This window comes from Neptunomonas sp., from assembly GCF_041601355.1.
GTDB lineage: Bacteria > Pseudomonadota > Gammaproteobacteria > Pseudomonadales > Balneatricaceae > Neptunomonas.
Window position 1 is genome coordinate 1 of record NZ_JBFIIH010000211.1, and the last position, 4202, is coordinate 4202.

Below are 4202 nucleotides of genomic sequence, written 5' to 3' on the forward strand. Positions count from 1 at the left end.
ACTTGCTCGAAATGAATAAGCTCTTCACGTGCAAGTCGTGACATTTTATTTAAGAGATCTGTTCTATCAACATACCGGAACATTAATGTCATCGCCGTCGATGCTGCTTTTTTTTCACAATGAGCATGATCTATTAAAAGAATATCCTGATTCTCCAGTGCATGCTCAACCCATTGCGATGGTGTTTCGCAAGCCAGAAAATCATGTATTTCGTTAAGCGCGTCCATCGATACCTACCTTAAAAATTTGGCAATATTATACACCCCTATAAAAGATTTTTTACATTCTGATTATTTCATCTACAATGACTTCAGGATGAACGTAAAATTAACAGGATGACATGCTTGTGGTAGATAAAAGCGATTTTTCTGATGAAAATCCATTAGAACAGCAAGAGAATCTACTAGAAAAGCAAGAGAATCTACTAGAAACAGTATTCAATAGAATCCCCCTCCCCACTTTCGTTTTGGATATCAACCACACAATCATTTTCTGGAACAAAGCATTAGAGCAACTCACCAATAAAAAGCGCAGTGAAATGATTGGCACCCAAAACCAATGGATCGCCTTTTATGCCACAGAGCGCCCCACCCTGGCAGATTTAATAATCGAAGGGGGCAAAGACGAAGCTGTATCTCAACTTTATGAAAATAAATATAAAGCATCAGCGTTAATCGAAGATGCCTACGAAGCTGAAGATTTTTTCCCTGACATTGGAGAAAAAGGAGAGTGGCTATCCTTCACCGCTGCCAGTATCACAGATGCGACAGGCAAAGTTATAGGTGCCATCGAAACACTGACGAACATCAGTAATGAAAAGCACAGCCAAATAGCTTTACAGCAAAGCGAAGAGCGTTATAAGCAGCTAAGCATTACAGATACTTTGACAGGGCTTTATAACAGGAGGCACTTTACTGAAAAGATGATCGCAGAATTAGAACGAACCAAGCGATATAATCAATATTTTGCACTCTGTATCATCGACCTTGATAATTTTAAAATGATGAATGATGCATACGGTCACTTATTCGGTGATCAAATTCTGCAAAAATTTGGCTCTATGATTAAGAATAACCTTCGAAAAACAGATACGGCCTATCGCTATGGTGGTGAAGAGTTCGCCATTATTTTCCCTGGCACCTCACTCGAAGGCGCAGTACAGGTAGCCAATCGAATCAGAGTTGAACTCTCTGTTTTTGCATTTGCTAATGAAAATAGTGAAAAGCGGATCAGAGCCACCGCCAGCTTCGGCATTGGCGCCTCCAGTGCGGCTGACTGTCAGATTGAACAAATCATTAAACGAGCAGATAAAGCACTCTATAAAGCTAAAAAGACAGGCAAGAACAAAATAGAAATTTTGAGAGATACAGCCTTTATGTCCATTCTAAACGGATAAATCACTCATCCATTATTGCTTCAACTAAATCGATAAAAATGCAGCATCTTCCTGCCCTGTTTTCACTCACCCTGACATCTGCATACTTTCCGGTACTGTTTGTCCCCTGATCTCCTGTTGCATGGTTATCAAGGTAACCCGGATAACATCATAGATGTTTAAGATGACAGTATATTCATTTGCGAATACAGAGCCGTACATTGCTCTACTTTACTGCGGGATGGTTTTCGCCTGACAGACGTATACCCCATTAACTCGCCATTGCGAATATTAGGGATTACCGTAGCTTTCACCCAATAGTACGCACCGTCCTTTCGCAGGTTTTTGATATAGCCGTGCCACTTTTTTCCTGCCTTAACGGTAACCCAAAGATCTTTAAACGCCGTAGCCGGCATATCAGGATGGCGTAAAACGCAGTGACTGCTACCAATCAATTCATCTAACGGATATCCGGACATGTCAACAAATGCCTGATTAGCGTGAGTAATCACTCCTGAGGGATCCGTTCGGGACACTATTAGCTTACCATCAGGATATGGAACCTCCTGATCAACGATAGCCACCTCTCTGATCGAGCCATCATGGTAGGTAATAAGCATGAAAAAATAATTCCTCTCTAGAGTAGCTTACCTATTGCTTCAGCGGCACGTTTAACATCGAGAAAAATAAGCCCTAAACGAGCATTAGGTTTGGCTACAACAGTCAGAACTGAATCACTATTCGCATGTGTCATTAAGATATAACCATTGACGCCTTTCACCAGTACTTGTTCAAGCTCTCCTCGCGCAAGCTCCTGCGCCGTCCTTTCCCCAAGAGAAAGCATTGCCGCGCTCATGGCACCTACTCTATCTTCATCCATGCTGGCAGGAAGTAAAGCCTCAATCATCAATCCATCCGTTGAGATGACAGCCGAGGCTTCAATCTCAGCAGACGTTCCATTCAGGTCACTAAGAATAGACCTCATCATTTCAGAACGCATAACAGCTTATCTCCATAATTTTATTAATAGCCGTGTTCAAGGTACAAGCTTCAAGGCTCACTGATCAAGATAGCGACTCGCAAGTGCGCTGATCAACTCAACAAATTCATGCTGATTTAAATTAGGCTGGCCATGAATAATAACCGCAAACGACTGTGACCCTATATGAATTATCCATGTGCCCAGCATGCTATTCCCGACCGGATCAAGCAACCCCCATGACTCACCCATTAATTGTAACTCTTTATTCAATAACGACTGATGTCGCTGATGAAGTGAAATAAGATCAGCCGCTAAGGCTGCTAACGCATCTGCATGATCTCTATCAAAACCTGCAGATCCCAGACAAAACCCCTGATCATCTCCCAATACGACCTTGCCGGTCGCTGAAAGCGTCACCAGAAGGTCTGTCAATGTTGATTCCAGACTCCCCTGCCTTGGCTCTTTAGGCACCTGCACAAGGGCTAAAAACCTACGGGCAATGAGGCGATTAAATAACACGGCGGCGTGTTCTTTATCCAGATCAGCCAACTCTGCAAATATATCCATTGAGTGCTCAATCGGTGTTTCACTGCTCATTAGCTGCAACAATAAAGCACGAGCGTCATCTGGCTGAGAGTTCACCGTTGCATAATAGGCACCGCTTGGCGTGACTTGTAAGTAACGTTGTTGAATCCCGGCTGTCGTCACATTATCCCCCTCCATAGATTAGCAAGAAACTTAAACACTAAAACGTAAACTGCATCGCTGTCGTAGCCGCCGCCATTACGCCAAACACATATCGCTGCGGAATATTGAGCTCACTAATAATCTCAAATGCACTCATTGTACGGCTTTTCCATAAATCAATCACAGCTTGTACTTCTGGTATTGCAATATCTTTAAGGCAATCAGGAGCATGTTTCAAACGACGTGGACGGGTTGGATCATCGCCAGGCAGAATTCGCCCTTGTACTGTCCAGAGTCCGGCTAACCAAAGCAGGTCTTCCGCTGTCATTATGCGTTCAGTGAAACCTAAACCCTCCTGCAAATCATCTTCAATAACATCGCCGTGCCTGATAGACAGTTCGCCGATCCCAAACCGACTTGTCATTACGGTATAAAGCACCTCTTCAGACAAGTTGGTGACAAAGCAGTCTGTCCATGGCAAATATTCCAGACGTAAATGCAGCCCATCGATTGAAAAAGACACATCTTGTTTCCTGCCCTCTTCAACCGTTTTTGTGATCCAGGGCAACAACATACCCTCAGGGTTTATCTGCAAGCGACGTCGATCAGCCTCAATCGTCCAGTCAAGCTCAGGCAGATTCCCGAACACCGTGGTTATCATTAACGATTTAGGCGGGCTATCCCCTGGTACCAGTGGTTTTTTAGCGACCGCGTAGTGCGGCTTTTTGTTCTTTTCCAGAATCGGCGTCAACGCCGCCGCACGGGTTTCGATATTTTTGGCAGTCACCGACTGCAACACATCAAAATCAGTTCGCCCCGTTTCTTCAGCATTGCTATGGGATCTATCCTTTTTCGGGAGCCGTGAAACAACCTCTGCTTTAGCTACAATTTGACTGACACTCGCGGGCTTAGACTGAAGGTTGTGAGAGGGTCTGTTCTGAGGTGAGTTGAAGATACCTGATGATTTTTCCGCATGTTGTCTTTTCGCTAACTGGAAATCCGCTACTTTTTCAGCCCCTGAAAAATGAGGAGGTAAAGGAGCCTCTGCTGCCTCTGCTGCCTCTGCTGCCTCTGCTGCCTCTGCTGCCTCTGCTGCCTCTGCTGCCTCTGCTGCCTCTGCTGCCTCTGCTGCCTCTGCTGCCTCTGCTGCCTCTGCTG

At 44.5% G+C, this 4202-nt stretch carries 6 protein-coding genes; 1 reads left to right on the top strand and 5 read right to left on the bottom strand.

Annotated elements, in window-relative coordinates:
- Positions 1 to 227 (bottom strand): tRNA isopentenyl-2-thiomethyl-A-37 hydroxylase MiaE (miaE, locus tag ABY436_RS19250; protein WP_372740545.1); only part of this gene is annotated, 227 nt, incomplete at its 3' end.
- Between the two features lie 113 nt (positions 228 to 340).
- On the opposite strand from miaE, the gene ABY436_RS19255 reads away from it, so the two are divergent.
- Positions 341 to 1396, top strand: a complete 1056-nt coding sequence (locus tag ABY436_RS19255; RefSeq protein ID WP_372740546.1) for a diguanylate cyclase — start codon at positions 341 to 343, stop codon at positions 1394 to 1396.
- Positions 1397 to 1554: 158 nt separating this feature from the next.
- On the opposite strand, the gene ABY436_RS19260 is transcribed toward ABY436_RS19255, so the two are convergent.
- The 4 genes from ABY436_RS19260 to ABY436_RS19275 all read right to left on the bottom strand — a co-directional run.
- The gene (locus ABY436_RS19260; RefSeq protein ID WP_372740547.1) at positions 1555 to 1995 is read right to left on the bottom strand and encodes a PAS domain-containing protein; all 441 of its coding nucleotides are present in this window, start codon (positions 1993 to 1995) and stop codon (positions 1555 to 1557) included.
- 17 nt (positions 1996 to 2012) lie between these two features.
- A complete protein-coding gene (locus tag ABY436_RS19265) occupies positions 2013 to 2375 on the bottom strand; it encodes a roadblock/LC7 domain-containing protein (RefSeq protein ID WP_054342130.1) in 363 nt (120 codons plus the stop codon).
- A 57-nt stretch (positions 2376 to 2432) separates the two neighbouring features.
- Positions 2433 to 3065 (bottom strand): hypothetical protein, encoded by a 633-nt coding sequence (locus ABY436_RS19270; RefSeq protein ID WP_372740548.1) that lies wholly within the window; start codon positions 3063 to 3065, stop codon positions 2433 to 2435.
- Positions 3066 to 3102: 37 nt separating this feature from the next.
- A partial coding sequence (locus ABY436_RS19275) for a hypothetical protein (RefSeq protein ID WP_372740549.1) occupies positions 3103 to 4202 on the bottom strand: 1100 nt, incomplete at its 5' end.

Bases quoted from the DNA above. Each gene is read 5' to 3' on its own strand.
- ABY436_RS19255 (WP_372740546.1), top strand. From the start codon at position 341: ATGCTTGTGGTAGATAAAAGCGATTTTTCTGATGAAAATCCATTAGAA.
- ABY436_RS19260 (WP_372740547.1), bottom strand. From the start codon at position 1,995: ATGCTTATTACCTACCATGATGGCTCGATCAGAGAGGTGGCTATCGTT.
- ABY436_RS19265 (WP_054342130.1), bottom strand. From the start codon at position 2,375: ATGCGTTCTGAAATGATGAGGTCTATTCTTAGTGACCTGAATGGAACG.